General features: G+C 57.5%; 15 protein-coding genes. 9 read left to right on the top strand and 6 right to left on the bottom strand.

Features of this window, described 5'->3' with window-relative positions; genetic code table 11:
- Positions 1–596 (top strand): DDE-type integrase/transposase/recombinase (locus HNQ36_RS16940; protein WP_184087119.1); only part of this gene is annotated, 596 nt, incomplete at its 5' end.
- A gap of 35 nt (positions 597–631) precedes the next feature.
- Here the strand turns inward: HNQ36_RS16940 and HNQ36_RS16945 are convergent.
- A complete protein-coding gene (locus HNQ36_RS16945; protein WP_184087120.1) occupies positions 632–994 on the bottom strand; it encodes a hypothetical protein in 363 nt (120 codons plus the stop codon).
- A gap of 192 nt (positions 995–1,186) precedes the next feature.
- On the opposite strand from HNQ36_RS16945, the gene HNQ36_RS16950 reads away from it, so the two are divergent.
- The 6 genes from HNQ36_RS16950 to HNQ36_RS16975 all read left to right on the top strand — a co-directional run bounded on the left by HNQ36_RS16950 (position 1,187) and on the right by HNQ36_RS16975 (position 5,183).
- On the top strand, positions 1,187–1,462 hold the full coding sequence (locus tag HNQ36_RS16950) for a helix-turn-helix domain-containing protein (RefSeq protein WP_184087122.1): 276 nt from the start codon (positions 1,187–1,189) through the stop codon (positions 1,460–1,462).
- A gap of 146 nt (positions 1,463–1,608) precedes the next feature.
- Positions 1,609–1,830, top strand: a complete 222-nt coding sequence (locus HNQ36_RS16955; protein WP_184087124.1) for a hypothetical protein — start codon at positions 1,609–1,611, stop codon at positions 1,828–1,830.
- Positions 1,831–1,926: 96 nt separating this feature from the next.
- A complete protein-coding gene (locus HNQ36_RS16960; protein ID WP_184087126.1) occupies positions 1,927–2,283 on the top strand; it encodes a DUF3489 domain-containing protein in 357 nt (118 codons plus the stop codon).
- Positions 2,280–2,768, top strand: coding sequence for a DUF2924 domain-containing protein (locus HNQ36_RS16965; RefSeq protein WP_184087128.1), 489 nt, complete (start codon positions 2,280–2,282; stop codon positions 2,766–2,768). The genes HNQ36_RS16960 and HNQ36_RS16965 overlap by 4 nt, the downstream gene beginning before the upstream one ends.
- Positions 2,758–4,293, top strand: coding sequence for a recombinase family protein (locus tag HNQ36_RS16970; RefSeq protein WP_184087130.1), 1,536 nt, complete (start codon positions 2,758–2,760; stop codon positions 4,291–4,293). The genes HNQ36_RS16965 and HNQ36_RS16970 overlap by 11 nt, the downstream gene beginning before the upstream one ends.
- A 230-nt stretch (positions 4,294–4,523) precedes the next feature.
- The gene (locus tag HNQ36_RS16975; RefSeq protein ID WP_210312094.1) at positions 4,524–5,183 is read left to right on the top strand and encodes a hypothetical protein; all 660 of its coding nucleotides are present in this window, start codon (positions 4,524–4,526) and stop codon (positions 5,181–5,183) included.
- Between the two features lie 9 nt (positions 5,184–5,192).
- Here the strand turns inward: HNQ36_RS16975 and HNQ36_RS16980 are convergent, their stop codons facing one another.
- Positions 5,193–5,399, bottom strand: a complete 207-nt coding sequence (locus tag HNQ36_RS16980) for a hypothetical protein (RefSeq protein WP_184087134.1) — start codon at positions 5,397–5,399, stop codon at positions 5,193–5,195.
- A gap of 61 nt (positions 5,400–5,460) precedes the next feature.
- Positions 5,461–8,664 (bottom strand): hypothetical protein, encoded by a 3,204-nt coding sequence (locus tag HNQ36_RS16985; protein WP_184087136.1) that lies wholly within the window; start codon positions 8,662–8,664, stop codon positions 5,461–5,463.
- A 15-nt stretch (positions 8,665–8,679) separates the two neighbouring features.
- On the opposite strand from HNQ36_RS16985, the gene HNQ36_RS16990 reads away from it, so the two are divergent.
- The gene (locus HNQ36_RS16990; protein ID WP_184087138.1) at positions 8,680–8,928 is read left to right on the top strand and encodes a hypothetical protein; all 249 of its coding nucleotides are present in this window, start codon (positions 8,680–8,682) and stop codon (positions 8,926–8,928) included.
- A gap of 16 nt (positions 8,929–8,944) precedes the next feature.
- On the opposite strand, the gene HNQ36_RS16995 is transcribed toward HNQ36_RS16990, so the two are convergent.
- The gene (locus HNQ36_RS16995) at positions 8,945–10,666 is read right to left on the bottom strand and encodes a hypothetical protein (RefSeq protein WP_184087140.1); all 1,722 of its coding nucleotides are present in this window, start codon (positions 10,664–10,666) and stop codon (positions 8,945–8,947) included.
- 50 nt (positions 10,667–10,716) lie between these two features.
- On the opposite strand from HNQ36_RS16995, the gene HNQ36_RS17000 reads away from it, so the two are divergent.
- Complete coding sequence (locus HNQ36_RS17000; protein ID WP_184087141.1) at positions 10,717–10,881, top strand: type 2 periplasmic-binding domain-containing protein; 165 nt, start codon at positions 10,717–10,719, stop codon at positions 10,879–10,881.
- Between the two features lie 1,478 nt (positions 10,882–12,359).
- Here the strand turns inward: HNQ36_RS17000 and HNQ36_RS17005 are convergent.
- Both HNQ36_RS17005 and HNQ36_RS17010 read right to left on the bottom strand, forming a co-directional pair.
- The gene (locus HNQ36_RS17005; protein ID WP_056296606.1) at positions 12,360–13,289 is read right to left on the bottom strand and encodes a LysR family transcriptional regulator; all 930 of its coding nucleotides are present in this window, start codon (positions 13,287–13,289) and stop codon (positions 12,360–12,362) included.
- Positions 13,290–13,351: 62 nt separating this feature from the next.
- Positions 13,352–14,443, bottom strand: coding sequence for an alpha/beta fold hydrolase (locus HNQ36_RS17010; protein WP_200941184.1), 1,092 nt, complete (start codon positions 14,441–14,443; stop codon positions 13,352–13,354).
- Positions 14,444–14,446 lie beyond the last annotated feature (3 nt).

A 14,446-nucleotide genomic window follows, 5' to 3' on the forward strand; every position in this document is an offset into this window, starting at 1 on the left:
TCAGGGACAAAACGACGGCGTGCAACCAGCTCTGGCAAACCGACTTCACCTATTTGAAGGTCATCGGCTGGGGCTGGTTCTATCTGTCCACCATCCTCGACGACTTCTCCCGCTACATCATCGCCTGGAAGCTGTGCACCACCATGAAAGCCGAGGATGTCACCGATACCTTGAACCTGGCGCTCACAGCATCGGGCTGTGATCGGGCGACGGTACGTCCGCGGCCGCGTCTGCTCTCCGATAACGGGCCGTGCTACGTCGCCGGCGAGCTGGCGCAATGGCTTCAGGAGCGCGACATGGATCACACCCGCGGTGCACCGAACCATCCTCAGACCCAGGGCAAGATCGAGCGCTGGCACCAGACGCTCAAGAACCGCATCCTGCTGGAGAACTACTTCCTGCCGGGTGATCTCGAAGCCCAGATCGCGGCCTTCGTCGAGCGCTACAACCATCGCCGCTACCACGAGAGCCTGGACAATCTCACCCCCGCCGACGTCTACCTCGGACGCGGCCAAACCATTCTGCTGCAGAGAGAAAGGATCAAGCGAAAGACCATCGAACAGCGGCGCTTGCTACATCGCAAAGCTGCAGCCTAAAATGACAAACAAGATGGGCCAGAGCCTCCACTAAATCAGCCCGCCATCTGTCTCAAATTATCTGACGACGGACAATGCCGCGCGGCCTTAAAACTATAGGTAATGACGTCATGAGATGTGAAAGAACCGGATTTTAGCTCAATGACAACGAGTGGGATCGAATCCTTTGTGATCAGGATGTCCGTCTGAAATGCATTCTGCCCACGCGTCGGACTCGCAGCGCTCTCATGACTGAGCTGGCCGGAAGGATCGACCTCGATCTTGTAGAGCAGGCTTTTTCCCGTTTCGACCGTATAGTCGGGAAGGTGGGCAGCGAGGGTCTCTTGAACTTGTGTAGCGACCTGTTGCTCACTCTGCTTTCGCCCGGAGGACGCCGCCGCATCGTTTGCCAATGACATACCCTTACTCCATTGCCGCGTTCACACCGCGTGAAGCGCCAAGCCGCTAGTGGCTTCGTTGCGCATCGACATCCAGTCCAAAGGTCATTTGATAGCGAAGGAAGCAATTCAGAGTTAATTTTTGATCCTATTTTGGGATAATCCGTTTCTGGGATCAAATTCTGTGCCGCCGATTCACGGCTCTGGCGGCGCATGCAGAAGACCCTCAAATCCGCGGACTATGCCCGGCTGATCGACCTGCTTGTCGCAGTGCGGAAGGCTGCCAATATGCGACAGCAGGCGCTGGCCAAGAAGCTGGGCAAACCGCAGTCCTTTGTCGCCAAGTATGAAAACGGGGAGCGGCGCCTCGACGTTATCGAGTTTGTGGCCATCGCCCGCACGCTTGGCGCCGATCCCGTGAGGCTGTTTAAGGACTACGTCGCGGCAAAGGGCTCGCCGAAAACCGCTTCAAAGCGTCCGACCAAATAGGCCGCTGATGCGCGACCCATAGCCCTTTTTTGGGCGGATCATTTCGTGATCGTGGCCGGCCGATAAGAGCCACAAGATTGCTGCGTTTCCGCTCGACTTCGTCAGCACATGGAGCGTCACTGTCGCTGTAAATCGGAGGCAGAATGATGGACCGCAAGATCACGGAACAGGCAATTGGGTTGATCCTCATCGAGATAAGTGCGCGCCTTGGCGAGGCGGCACGGATTGCCAACGCCGCCGAGGCCTGCGCGCTGGCCGGCAGTGTCAGCGAAGGCGTGAGAGTCTCGATGGATCTCGAACAAATTTTTTATGAGACCGGCCGTTTGCAGGATGCGGCGTCGCTGCTCAACCGGCTGTCGAGCGACTAGATCTCTTCAGCCCAAAGGTTTCTCTGCCCGTCTGCGAGCGACGGGCTTGCGGCAGTGGCAGCACAGGATGCTGTCATTCACGCAGGGAGAACCGAAATGGCCACCAGCAATCGAAAGCCCCCTCGCAAGACCGGGCGCAAATCCTCACCGGCAGCAAAGCGATCGACAAAACCCGCTATGAAGGTTCTGCCGTCCGACGCACCGAAGAAATTAGCACCACTGAAGACGCCAAACGTCGCCGTATCCAAACAGGACAAGGTCCTCGAGATGCTGCGCGCTCCGTCCGGCACCACTATTGCCGCCATCATGAAGGCAACTGCCTGGCAGCAACATTCGGTGCGTGGCTTCTTTGCAGGCACTGTGCGCAAGAAGCTCAAACTAAATCTGAAGTCGGAGAAGACTGACGACCAGCGCGTGTACCGCGTCGTCGCGAAGGCGGCCCCTGCGAAATGATCCAAGCCCCCTCCTCCATGAAGCCAGCCGATCCCGCCGTGGAAGCCGAACTGGATCGGCTGGCGACAGCTCCTATCGTTGAACTGCGCAAGCGATACCGGGAGGTGCTTCGAACGGATCCGCCAAAGGCTTTCGGGCCAGACCTGCTCCGTCGCAGCATCGCCCAGCGGATTCAGGAAAAGGCCTATGGCGGATTGTCCGGTCCGACCAAGCGCCTGCTGGACCAGCTTGTGAAAGCCATGGCTGCAAAGCCCAACGGGCGACTGGAACTGCCGCGCCGGATTAAGCCCGGCTCGGAGCTGGTGCGCACATGGAAGGGAAAGACCTACCGCGTCGTGGTTCGTCCGGACGGCTTTGCCTATGAGGGCAAAACCTATGCGGGCCTCTCCGAGATTGCGTCGCTGATTGCGGGTACCAACTGGAATGGACCGCGGTTCTTCGGGCTACGGTCGAAGCCCGAAAAGGCTGAAGACCATGGCAAGTAACGCGCCTAGAACCCTGCGCTGCGCCATTTACACCCGCAAATCGACTGAGCACGGCCTTGAGCTGGAATTCAACTCGCTCGATGCGCAGCGCGAGGCCTGCGAGTCTTACATCAAGAGCCAGGCGTCACTGGGCTGGAAGGTTCTGCCGCAGCCCTATGACGATCCGGCATTCTCCGGTGGCAACCTTGAACGCCCTGCCCTCAAGCAACTGCTCAAAGATATCGAGGCCGGCAAGGTCGATGTCGTCGTGGTCTACAAGATCGACCGCCTCACCCGTTCGCTGGCCGATTTCGCCAAACTGGTCGAGGCGTTTGATGCCAGATCCATTTCCTTCGTCGCGGTCACGCAGCAGTTTAACACCACCACCTCGATGGGCCGGCTGACTCTCAACGTCCTGCTGTCTTTTGCCCAATTCGAGCGCGAGCTCTCCTCCGAGCGCGTCCGGGACAAGGTGGCGGCTTCGCGTCGCAAGGGAAAGTGGACCGGTGGCACAGTGCCGCTCGGCTATGAAGCTCGGGACAAGAAACTCGTCATCAACCCTACTGAAGCCGACACCGTCCGCACCATCTTCCGCCGCTATATCCAGCTGCAATCCTTTGGCCGGCTGGTAGCCGACCTCGACCGGCACGGTATCGTGACCAAGCGGCGGAATACCAAGGTCAAGAAGTTCAATGGCGGCATTCCATTCACCTATGGACCCCTCGCTCATTTCTTGAAGAACCGGATCTACATTGGCGAGACCGGTCACGGCGGCAAATGGTATCCAGGCGAGCATAAGGCAATCATTGACCGCAAAACCTTCGACAAGGTTCAGGAACTGCTGGCGCTCGGCACCAACAAAAGGAAGGTCAAACGATCGGAAAGCGGCGCCCTCCTGATGGGAAAACTTTTCGACGATCGGGGCAATGCGATGAGCCCGAGCTTTTCGTCAAAGAACGGCGTGCGTTACAAATTCTATGTCAGTTCTGCTTTGTTGCGCGGGCGCAAGCTGGAAGCTGGATCATTCGCCCGCGTCCCGGCAACGAACATCGAGTTGGCCGTGATCAACGCCATGCGCGAACGTTTGAAGATCGATACGGCCGTGCTGGACGCGGATGTCATTAGCAACTATGTCGCACGTGCCGAGTTGAGCAACCGCGCCGTCCAAATCACCACCTCGCCGGCAGCAAAAATTCGATCGAACCAAATCTCGATCCCTTGGCAGGTGCGCCGACCCGGTTCCGCATCGATCGTTGAAGCGGACGGCGGATGCCAACCTGATGCAAAACTGGTCCAGGCCACGGTTCGCGCCCATGCCTGGCTGCGTCATCTAGCGAATAACCGGTTTGCCACCGTCGAGGCGCTGGCAGCCTTCGTCAACCTGCATCCAAAGTTGGTGCGGCAGGAGCTGCGCTATGCATTTCTGGCGCCGACCATCACCGAAGCCATTATCGTTGGCAATCAGCCAGCAACATTATCCTTGGCGCGAATCCCAAAGACCCTGCCGCTAACGTGGTCGGAGCAACGCCGCGCGTTGGGGTTTTGACGCCGAAATCGCAGATCCGATGTTCCTATGGGCGGACTGAATGATGTGGTCTTCAGGTTATGAGCCTGCTACCGGGCTGCTCCACCCCGCGTCAAACAAAAATCGACGCGGCATGGGATCGCAAAACAATCTCGTTCCCGGCGCCCATATCCATGCAAGATTTGTTGCATCGATGTATTGTCGCAATGCGGGCCTTGCCCGCACAGAATTGACGGACAATGGGAGTTCCTGTGAGCGACACACGACCACCCGTGCCAATAACGGACGAGCTTCGTGACCGGGCGAACGACGTGCTTGAACGGTTGTTCGCACTCGATGAGGCGGTGGCAAATGCGCGGGCTTTCCGCGCGACCTTGGAAGACCTGCATCGCCGCGGCCTCAGCGTCGTTCAAGAGCCGCACATTTCGGCGATCGGTATGGTACGCGCGGGCACGCTCCGTGCGGCAATTGGCGCGATCATGGCATGCCTCGATCCCAGCGACTGGCGGGGCAATCGCGCCAGCGCTGGACAAATCCTGGACCTGCTTCAAGATTCAACGCTGGCGGCGGTATTTCCCGAAAACGCCAAGGCGGCTGCCGATGCAGCCCAAGCATTGGCAGCGGCGCGCACGGAATTCGAGGCGCTTCGGCAAGACAAGCTGTTTCAGGACGGCCGCGCGCTGCGTAACGACGCCATCGCGCATATCCTAATCCCCGATGAGCCAACTCCGACTGTGGAATACGACACCTTCTTCAAGCTGCACGATGCCGCAGAGAGGTTAGTGGTGCTGCTCTATATCGCCTGCACACGCGGTCGGCCCCAATACATCGAGCATGAGGAGCGCTTTAAGCGTCTCGCCACAACCTTCTGGGATACTTACTTCACAGGGATGCGCGCGACGGGGACGTGACGTGCGTGGTCAAGGCAGAACGCCAAGGACCGATGCGATCGCGCTGAGGACGGCCGCAAGGCCGGTCCATACTGCGGCGCGGCAGTTGAGCCGTGAGGATTCATTGAATGCGACTTGCGTGTTGAGAATATATAGCTCGGGGACATCGGAGATCGACGCTGCTGCCGTGTGCGGAATGTCCACGCGGCTTGCCTTCCACCAGTAGATTGCGGCCACGATGGCCGCGATAAGACCGATAAGGCCAGCGAGATCGCAGCGACCTTGATCGGCGTTACAGTTATCGCTCCTTCAGTTGCGGGTTTGGCAGAAGGTCCAGATACCCTGTGTCGCCGATGGCGACGAGGTAATTGATGGCTTCCGAAACGGCTGCGGCCGTTTTTGGCGAGGCGGTCGCAAGACCATTCACAAATATGGTCCGCATCCCAGCGGATTGGGTCATGTAAACCCAACGATCGAAGTGCTGGTTCTTGACCAATGCGGCGAGAGTTTGGGCGGCCAGATCTGGGAAGTTGGGTGATATCTTCTCCAAGCGATCCATCACGCTGTATGACTCGGTTGGCGCGAAGCCTCCTTCCGACATCAAGAGCACTTGCTCCATAAGCCATTCATCCGGAATTCCCTTACGAAAGAAGAACTGCCCGACTGCGCCTATTTCTTCTCGGAAATGATCCGGGGTTGAGGAAGCTTTCGCCGCGGCGAGGCGGCGGTCCCAATAAGATAGTGCACGCGCCCGGAGATCGTCAGGAAGTTGATCGGGTCGCAGTTCAAGTTGCACGCCAAGAAACCACATCGCGTGCTGACGTGCCTGCACGGGCGCGGTGTCCCAGAACAGCGCGAACACATCATCGGCAAATGCTGCCGCAATGTAGAGAATGATCAGGTACTCGGCGAGACGGTCATCCACATGCTGCTTGTCCCTGGCCGAACTTTCATCTCCGAGCCTTTTTATTTCGGTCACGTAGCAATCGCGCATGGCGGTTGCGAACCCGCTGATCGGCCCACTGTCGGCACTGAGGTGGGCAAGCCACGCGGCATCGCGGAGCGACAAGTCATCGTCCGGAAACAACGCTGGCATCTGCCCGCGAAGCCATGATTCCGCGAAGTAGGCGAACCAGTTGAGATAACGGCCCATGATCGCACGCGGGATGCGTCCGGAGGGGGATCGATCGGTCAACTCGGCTTCGAATATCTGGCGAAGTTCGGGAAGCTTTTTGAATGCTTCGCGGGGAGCCTTGCCGACCTCGCTGTCTTGGTCCTTGCTGATCCAGAAAATGAAAAGAATCGCTAGCTCGACCGCGGCGCCGCGCCACGTCGATTGTGCCCCGAAATGCGGAAAGCTGCGGTAGCTTTCTTCGAAATTATCCGTATCCGGTTCGCGCGGGGCGGTGCGATACAGCTCGAGGATCAACCCGTGCACGAGCCCGGCAGCCCCAAACGGAAATCCCTCAGCGCCTCGGCGCAGGCCGAAGGCGAGCAATCCGATCGCCGCTTTCCGCGTCCATGACCAGTCAGGGTCGTCTCCCTCGATACCGCTCGGTTCGGGTTCGACCACAGGCTGCGTCACCGCTTCAATCAGTGCAAGCGCACCGTTCCAATCAAGGTCATACTTGTTATTGGAGGCGTTCGAGAGCCCTTCGAGGACGCGACGCACGTAGATGGGGGGAAGCTGCGCGAAGCGCGCCGCGTTTGCCGAATATAAGGCCGCGTTGTTCGTGGTGGCGGTGCGAAGATCCTGTGCAAGCGCAGTCGCGGTCTCGCGCTGCTCGCCGGATGATGGCCGCCACGTTTCAAGGTACGCGACGATTTCATCTATCGGGGTCGTCAAGAAATCCGGCGCCGTTGCAGGACTTTTCGCTGGCTCGTAGAGTCGCTGCCTCCATGCGTCGGGATCGCCGAGCTGCTCGAGGCGGTCCCGCCGATCGGCCGGCAGAACGTCCCGCCAATGCCACAGCAGGTCGCGCACAACGGACTCATCGCGGCTCCGTTGTTCTTCCGGTGTCGGAGGCCTCTTTTCGTGTTTCTCGAAACGTTCGTTGAAGCGGTCGCGGTATTTGTCCGGGACGGAATCGACGTAGCTCAAGATGCTCTGCTGATTGCTTGCAGCCAAGGACGGAAACCACGCCCGCGCAAGCTCCCCGTATTCGAAACGGCACCAGGTTTCTTCGATGAGGTCGGGATCGGCCAGGCAGGCTTGGGCAAGATCAGGAGCGCCGCCCGGATTGATCGACAGCACATGAAGGGAAATCCGGGTGAAGATTTTCGGTGAACGGCTCTGTATGCGCGAGACGACATCGCGTGTGCAGGCGGGATCGGCCTCGATGGCGAGCTTGGACGCCCTGACAATTTCGCCGACGAGCGCATCAATCACATCATGCTTGGTGCCGTGCTCGGAAACCTCGCCGGACAGATAATAGGTGTAATCGTGGGGCGGATCATCCGTCACCTTACGGGCGATGCGAACGGCTTGATCAAGTAGATCGGCGACGACAGCGACTGCTTCAGCCTTGCAGACCGGAGCGATCGCCTTGATTGCGTCTGGCAGGTGATGCTCGTACATGTGCCGGCTGAATAGCGTCGCGAGCCTTTCGTTTTCGGCGAACACCTTGAACACCGCGCGCGTGGCGCGGAGTGCGGCGTCACCCTCGCAGTCTTGCGCAAGATGCTTGATCAAGTCGTGCGGCCCCTGCGCCACGATAAACCGGGCGTCTGGGGTCAACCACGCCTCCGCGAGGTCGACGAGCGGTGCCGCTTCATTTGCGGGAAGTGCCGCCAGAATTTCCATCCCCATCTGCTGCACATCGGGATGCGTGGATACAGCGACGCTGCGAAGCGTATCGGTAATCAGCGCACGGGCCTTGGCATCGGGCGATTTCGCCATGCGCAGCAGATAACGGCCCGCCGGCCACTGGCGGAGAAACGAGCGGTCGACGCCCGCCTCTTCAGCCTGCGAGAGAGGGGCGGAGAGCAGGTTTCGCTTTGCCAAATGCGGGAGCCAGTCCGGTGTCTCGAGCTTGTTGAAGAAGTGCCAGAGCAACGGCAGCGCTCCTGGAATTTCTTTGGAGAGGCTTGTGACCGCCGCGCTGCGATCCTTCATCGCCACCAATTGATCGATCCGTTGGACGAACGCCGCGTATTTTCCCTGAAGGGCAATCATGAGACCACGAATGACGGTGTCGAAAGGGGCTTGCCAGTCGGCCCTGAACGCATCGTCGACGACGAACGATTGATGAAGCGCCCGTCCGCCATGCGCCTCGGCATTTATTCCCGAAATCGAATTCCATGCCCTTGCGATGTCACCGTCGGGTGCAAGGCCCAGGCGGGTCACGATCGCTTGTATTTGCTGTTTATGGCTCAACCTCGGCCGCAGTTCCTTTGCTACGCCCTTGATCTCGTCGGCATTGAACCCGAGCGCTTGCAACTGCTCTTTCGCTTTTTCAATCCGCTTGATCTGTTCCGGCGACGGCGTAATCGCCACTTCCATCGGAACTTCGAGCGTTTGCCGCAGGATCGATTCCAGCTCGCGCAGGGCATGGGCCGCGACCGGACTCGACACCCGCAAGGGAAAAGCGCCCGCGGCCAGGCGGCAAAAATCAACGTAGCGATCCGCGATGCGTTTTCCGAGCAGCCGCTGGATCAGCGCTGTCGTGTTCTGCTGTTCGGGCGAAAGATTGAAATTCTTTATGGGTTCGTCCATGCAATTCCTTTCGCGCCGCTATGGAAATGGCTGCACCTCTCCGGTCCATGACGCCCATTGAAGCCCTTCAGGGGACCTCCACTGTCTGACTCGGATAGGCGGGATCTTGCGTATCGGCCGCAGGGACAGAGATTGTCCCGTCCGTGCGGCGAACTTCCAAAAAGGTAAGCAAAGCAGCGCGCATCAAACCGACGAAGAATGACTCCAGTTCGAAGTGATCGTCTTCGGGGAGCGCATTGTGAACGGAGGCGCGAATTCGGTGCGCGGCCACTAGGTCGGCAACGACCTCGCCGCCCGGTTCTCCCCGCAAGGCCTGGAATGCCGCTTTCTGCGCCGCCCAGTTCTCTGGAAGCGTGAATTGTTTCCGCAGGTTCGAAACATCGTTGCGATCGAGCAGATGCAGCACCTGCGGATCGCGCCAGAGCTGCCTGAATTTCTGAAAAAGCTGAGTGCCAGTGCCGCCTAGCGCAGCCGCAATGTGCTCGACGACGACGGATAGCTCTTGCACATCGCTTTTCATGCCCTCGATCGCAAACTCGTTGCCGCGCAGCGCGTGCTCCTCGAACGATCTCAACCGCCAGAAGAACGCCTCCTGACCTTGGCTGGCAAGAAAATCGACAAACGCCGTGATATCAGCTTCGGAAACGCCGGTTGAGCTCTTCTTGGTCAGCGACGCCTTAAGCGTCAGGTGTACGCGCTCTTTCTCTTGAGCAGACCAATCCGGCCAGATTACATCCAATGCGGGCTTAAACCATCCGCCGACCCGTCCAACACGATCGCGCAACTCGGCGAATTTCATGTCGCCGGCCTGTCGCGCTAGCACGACCGCTTTCCTGAGAAATGCTTGATAGGCATCCACAATCAATGGCCTACCTTCGCGCTTCCACTCGGACCAACGTTCCGAAAGAAATCGGATTGTAGAAACGAGATGATCAATACTTACGTTAAAGCGTCCAACGGCTGTCGCCGCCAGCGCTACGGTTTCCTGTTCGTACTGCGCGCTCTGCGCAGGACTGAGCCGGAAGCGCCCGCCGCCTTGTCCCTTGATGATATCGGAAAGGACACGCCAACGCTCCTCGGCGAACCAAACAACCGCATCCAAGGCTGGTTGATGCTTGGCAAATCCGCGCGCCGCATGGAAGGGCGTAAAATTGAAAGAGGGGCCAGAACCTTCCGGGAGCCTGCCTTCTTCCAGCGCCTCAATGGCACGCCGGCCGATTGTTTCGTCGCCAAGATTGATTCTGATATGCACGCCAGCGTCCGCCATCTCGGCAGCCAATAAGATTTGCCAAGTGGAGTAGTAGGTTTCGACATTCATCCCGTCGAACAAGGTTGTCTCCACGTCGTTGCTTATATCGACGCGCATATCCAGCCACGTTTCGAACGTCGCGGCCGATGGGTGCTGGATAAACTCGGAGAAGCGCGCTGCCGGATCGTCGAGCGGGTTGATCGACGGACCATATACGATGCTATTTCGCCAGCGATAGAGTGCCTCATCAAGCTCGATGGCAGAGTCCCAGCGTGGCCCGTCTGGCTCGATTGGATGGCGTAGCTCACGCGGGGCCCAGTGCTCGTGCGCCATCAGCCAAAATCGACGCGCCACCGGGTCAGGATAGCGAATGCGGAGCCGCGGAATGAGCAGGCCCTGCCCTTCGAGTAATTCGAGTAGGCCCGTGCCCACGTTCCGGCCACGGAAAGCGTGAAGGCGATCAAGCTCGCGCGCGAACTCGTCGACACCCATATAGCGGTGAAACTGCATGAGCCGGGATAACACGAGTCGCTGCGGCACGGGAGGTTCCGTGAAATGCCCGCGGCTTTTATCTGCGCAACCCCCGCGGCTTGCACGAGGTGCTGATGCAAGAGGAAGAACTCAAGATCAACCCGGTCTTCGAGATTGAAAGCCGTGACGGTGTTTGGAAAGCCGTCGAGCGGGGCCTCGGCATCAGCGTGGTCGCCGATTTTGAATTCGTTCCGCACCCGAACCTGCACGCACTGAAAATCTAGTGGCGCGCCATCAAAACACAATACAGCATCGCCTATCACAAGGATCGGGCGCACTCCCCGATCATAGAGGCCTTGTTAAGACGGTCAGTGAAATGAAGGCCGGCTTTGCCAAAAGGTCCTAGGACAACGAAGCATTACCTCCTCGCGTAAAAGGTAACCGCGACTGCGCGCCCTGCCGCGCAGTGGTTTTATTCTCCGGTCTCTGAGGCGGGTCTCCAGAAAACGGGAATTTCCCAATAGATAGTCAGAGACTTTCGGGATTTTTCGGAAGAATTGGTGCGACACCGTGGAAACTCGTCGCTTACAAAAAGCCCGCCATTGGCGGGTCTTTCTGCGATCTCGCAGAGAAAATCTCTGGTTGCCGGACTGGCTGGCTGGCGATACAGTGCTAATAGCACCAGTCTCTGCGTCAATTCCCTGCAAACAGGGAATTTTACAAGGAAAATTTGCAATCACTGATTTTGACAAGCCAAAATTCCAAGTAAAACGACTGCGCCGCAGGTACTTCTTGAACAATCGCTTACGGAACTAACAGGGAAATATCTTCAAGACATCAGGGAAAGTGCGGACGCTAACAGGGATATGCTATATAGCCTAATAGCGCATTTTCCACGGCACCGAGCTGCCGCGACAAGCGTCTGATAAATCGAAACGCGGCTGATATTCTGCGTGAACGTACGGTATTCCTGAAATCCGAGTAGGCACGCCCGACGGTGGCGGCCTATGATCTAGCCCGCGCTCAATGCAGCCCCTCGCGAACATACATTAGATCACTGATATAGGCCGTGCATGTTCACGCTAGCGGCGCGTCATTAAGGCCTCTGCCCTAGAGAAGTGGCCTCTGGGGAACCGTAATTGACGTTTAAGTAATCCATCGCAGCGGCAACGTCATCGTCCGGGAGTGCGGAACCCAGAAAAACCATCCGATGAACGACACTTCTCCACTCCTGCGGCGATCGCTTCGCAGCAACGACACGGTGAAGCCCATGACACGTCACGCAACCGCCTTCCGCAAATTCCTTTCCATTTCTGTCTGGTAACTTGACCTCTGCTGGAGCGGGAAGGTTTACGCCAGGTCCGAAGTTTAAAGTCAGTGCCTGCATTGCGGGCGCTTTGCCGAGTAAGGACTTCTGCTTCCTCCTCGCTCCTTGCGGCTACGATGAATTAGAAACCCTCTCTTCGTGAAGCCTCATTTTGTCTCAAGGGTGATGACGGCGAACACTTGCTGACGACTGAGCTAGCCCATTCTGAACTTGTATTCCAAGCTCAGCCAGCGGCTTTCCAACACTCTAGGCGGTAGCAGCGATGGAAGTAATGACGTGTGAACGGCCTCGGCATGCCGTTCCCGGAGTTGCTGTTTTCGCATCAAGCTTACGCCGACACGAGTTTCTGCGCAGCCTCTGAGATTCGTCTTCGTAGTACAGAGCCTATGGTGAAAGACGGCTTGTGAAGGAAAACAAACGAGACTTAGCGCCGTTTTATTTCCAACAATAAATCCTCTCCCATGCGGTACATACATCGAGCAATCTTCGTTCGAGCATTTCGACAAAGCAGCGCGCCGCTAACGTCAGTGGGCGACTAGGATGATGTAAGAAATACGACTCAAGATGCATGACTGGCTTAAAGATCGGATAAATAAATAGATCCTTTCTGTCCAGGTACTGCATGACACCGATAGCCTGACATACTGCGCCCCAATCTGAGCGCCTGATACTCTCGATAGTTCCCACAAACCCGTCCACCTTCATGACGCGGCTTGCAACGATTTGACCACCAGTGATGTAGTCAAGCAGGGTTGCGCCCATTAAATGACGCTCTGACGGCACGACAAGTTTGAGTTCTTTCATTGCCGACAGATCAATGGGACTGAATTGGGGACCGTTGATAGGTCGTCCCGAGATCAGCACAAAGTGATCTCGATAAGCTGGCCTACAGGCTAATCCGCTATGATCGACAGGCAGCGCACCCAGCGCGACATCGAGAAAGCCGGATTGTACTTGTTCGGTGACATAGCGGCTAAATGCTTCAACGACGGTCAGATCAACGTTAGGATACAAACTTGTGAATTCTTGCAGCAAGTCGCCAAGGATCCCGAAGCTGGTTGCCGAAGGCATCCCCACGCGAAGTGAACCGGATACGCTATTGCCCTGAACCAGGTCGCGCATCTCCTGCTTTGCGAAAGCCAGGGTACGAGCTATCGGCTGACAAAGTTCATAGAATCGCCGCCCAGCTACAGTCGCCTCAACGCCCTTTTTTGTCCGGTCGAATACGGACGTGCCCAGTTCTTCTTCGAGATTGCGAATCTGCATGCTTAGGGCCGATGGCACGACATGCATGCGCTCAGCAGCCTTAACAAAGCTGCGCTCCTCATAGACACTCATAAAATAGTGTATGAGACGGATATCCATTCAGATCCTCCACCCTTGAAACTTTCACGCCTCGTTCTATGGGCGCTCTATCGCGCGAGATTCTACGCTATGAATCTGGCGACAGCATCATTCAAAGCACGAGATGCGCTTTGATCAAGGCCACTCGCGGCCATGTGGCCATACACGCTGTTGATCTCCATGTAATGGCATTCCGGAATATGGCGCGACGCCCAAACCGCTGCATCTGCTGGATTATAAAGATCCAACGACGGCGCAGCTATAAAGGTCGGGGCACGCACTGAGTTCAGGGCAGCGACCGTGTCTCCGTTGAATGAACCCAGTTTCCCCACATCATGAAGGTCGTAAGCTCTTGACTGATAGATCCAGTCTATCGACTCGAAGCCCTGGGATCGCCACCAAGATCTTCGGAGGTCAAGCCATGGGCAGGGATCAGATTTTCCCGGGCTTCGACAGAAATCCAGAATCTCGGCATCGAATTGACTCGGAGTGCGCATCGACAGGGCGAGCATGAGAGGTACCCAATCATACCAGGGATCGGTGGCCGGCTCGCCACCCAATTCGTGGCACATCCCCCGCTCCAATGTCGAGCGCGCCAATAGATTTACGAGGCGGGCCCAGGGTGTCGTTTTCGCCATAGGGGTCAGAGCCACGATCCGACGCATAGCCTCCGGATACATGACACCCCAAGCGAGCGATTGCATACCGCCCATCGATGCACCGGCAACGAGATCAAGTTTTTCAATACCCAGCCGCTTCACCAGAGACGCTTGGCTGCGCACCATGTCGCCAATTGTAAATTGCGGGAACAAATATCCGGGCTGGCTACGCGATGTGGAGGGTGACGTCGTCAGACCATTTCCGATTGCGTCAATAGCAAGTATGCGCAGACGGGAGGGGTCGAGTGCCTGCCCGGTGCCAATCATAAAATCCATTCTATGGTGCGTGCTTCCAATCGCACATAATGCAAGTGCGATCGGCAGCCGGTCGTCGCGCGAATCACCGTGCACGGCAAAAGATATCGAGAAATCCTCGATAACACCGCCGGAATCCAGCGGGAAGTCACCAAGGCTGACCGAGTAATGCGGTGCGTCGACCCATCCGAGCTGAAAAGGCGGATGCCGCAAAGGTTGAACAGCAGAGACCGTGAGTAACGCCTCAGCAAGATCGCTCACGCG

The organism is Afipia massiliensis (assembly GCF_014203115.1).
GTDB lineage: Bacteria > Pseudomonadota > Alphaproteobacteria > Rhizobiales > Xanthobacteraceae > Afipia > Afipia massiliensis.

Bases quoted from the DNA above. Each gene is read 5' to 3' on its own strand.
- HNQ36_RS16945 (WP_184087120.1), bottom strand. From the start codon at position 994: ATGTCATTGGCAAACGATGCGGCGGCGTCCTCCGGGCGAAAGCAGAGT.
- HNQ36_RS16950 (WP_184087122.1), top strand. From the start codon at position 1,187: ATGCAGAAGACCCTCAAATCCGCGGACTATGCCCGGCTGATCGACCTG.
- HNQ36_RS16955 (WP_184087124.1), top strand. From the start codon at position 1,609: ATGGACCGCAAGATCACGGAACAGGCAATTGGGTTGATCCTCATCGAG.
- HNQ36_RS16960 (WP_184087126.1), top strand. From the start codon at position 1,927: ATGGCCACCAGCAATCGAAAGCCCCCTCGCAAGACCGGGCGCAAATCC.
- HNQ36_RS16965 (WP_184087128.1), top strand. From the start codon at position 2,280: ATGATCCAAGCCCCCTCCTCCATGAAGCCAGCCGATCCCGCCGTGGAA.
- HNQ36_RS16970 (WP_184087130.1), top strand. From the start codon at position 2,758: ATGGCAAGTAACGCGCCTAGAACCCTGCGCTGCGCCATTTACACCCGC.
- HNQ36_RS16985 (WP_184087136.1), bottom strand. From the start codon at position 8,664: ATGGAAGTGGCGATTACGCCGTCGCCGGAACAGATCAAGCGGATTGAA.
- HNQ36_RS17005 (WP_056296606.1), bottom strand. From the start codon at position 13,289: ATGGATATCCGTCTCATACACTATTTTATGAGTGTCTATGAGGAGCGC.